This window comes from Streptomyces sp. NPDC048419, from assembly GCF_043200415.1.
In the GTDB taxonomy this organism is placed as follows: Bacteria; Actinomycetota; Actinomycetes; order Streptomycetales; family Streptomycetaceae; genus Streptomyces.
Genome location: NZ_JBICXT010000123.1, coordinates 1 through 1119, shown reverse-complemented (window position 1 = coordinate 1119; position 1119 = coordinate 1). Strand labels below are relative to the sequence as shown.

Annotated in this window: 1 protein-coding gene; it reads right to left on the bottom strand. The window is 67.1% G+C overall.

Going from position 1 to position 1119, the window contains the following annotated elements; genetic code table 11:
• Positions 1 to 32: 32 nt before the first annotated feature.
• Positions 33 to 950 (bottom strand): IS3 family transposase, encoded by a 918-nt coding sequence (locus ACGFYN_RS48200; RefSeq protein ID WP_393872289.1) that lies wholly within the window; start codon positions 948 to 950, stop codon positions 33 to 35.
• Positions 951 to 1119: the final 169 nt, after the last annotated feature.

The window sequence follows — 1119 nt, the reverse complement described above, 5'->3', positions numbered from 1 at the left end:
GTGAGCTTCCCCCGCTGTGCGAGAGGTGCTGATCAGCAGGTCAGGGTGGGTTGACGGGGTTTCAGGTTCGTTCGTTCGGCCGTTGCCTGGTCGGCGTAGTACTTCTCCTCGAACTCGATCGGGCTGAGCCAGCCGAGCCGTTCCTGGATGCGCCGGGAGTTATAGAAGCCGTCGATGTACTCGAAGAGCGCGAGGTTCGCCTCGGCTCTGGTGGCGAAGGTGCGTCCGCGCAGGCCCTCCGTCTTGATCAGCATCCACAGATTCTCCGCCAGGGCGTTATCGTACGAATCCCCAACCGACCCTATAGATGCCTCAATGCCCGCTCGCATCAGCCGAGTTGTGAGCTTGATGGATGTGTACTGGCAGCCGTGGTCGGCGTGGTGAATGAGCTGTCCGGGCTCCACTTCACGGCTGGCAAGGGCGTACTCGAGCGTGGTGAGGACCAGGTCGGCGTCCGCACGGGCGGAGGTCTCCCAGGCCACCACCCGCCGCGAGAACGCGTCCCGGATCGCGGAGAGCCACAACGGGCCCTCGCCGGTGGAGACCATCGTGAGGTCGGTGACCCACAGGCGATTCGGCGCCGGCGCGGTGAAGTCCCTGTTCACGAGGTCCGGAGCGAGCGTGGCCTTCGGGTCTCGGCGCGTGAAACCCTTGCGTCTGGGGCTGACGCCCGCCAGGCCGTCCTCGCGCATCAGTCGCTCGACCCGCTTGCGGCCGACGTGGACGCCCTCGCGCTTGAGGACGGCGTGCACCCGCGGAGAGCCATAGATCCCGCCGGAATCGGCGTGGATCTGCCGGATCTGCTCGATCAGCTCGACGTCCCGACACTTGCGTTCGCACGGCTCGCGCTCGGCACGGCGCCAGCGGTAGTAGGTGGCGGAGGCGATGTGCAGTTCCCGCAGTACGCACTCGACTCCCAGGCCGGGGTGCTCATCGAGGAGCGCCGTCACCTGGGCCGGGTCGGGTCGAGCTGCGCCGCGAAAAAAGCCGAGGCGGTCCGCAGGACTTCGTTCGCCCGCTTGAGCTGGACGTTCTCCTTACGCAACGCGACCAGCTCGGCGCGTTCGTCGGTGGTCAGCCCGTCGTTACGCTCGCCGGCGTCTCGCTCGGCCTGCCGGA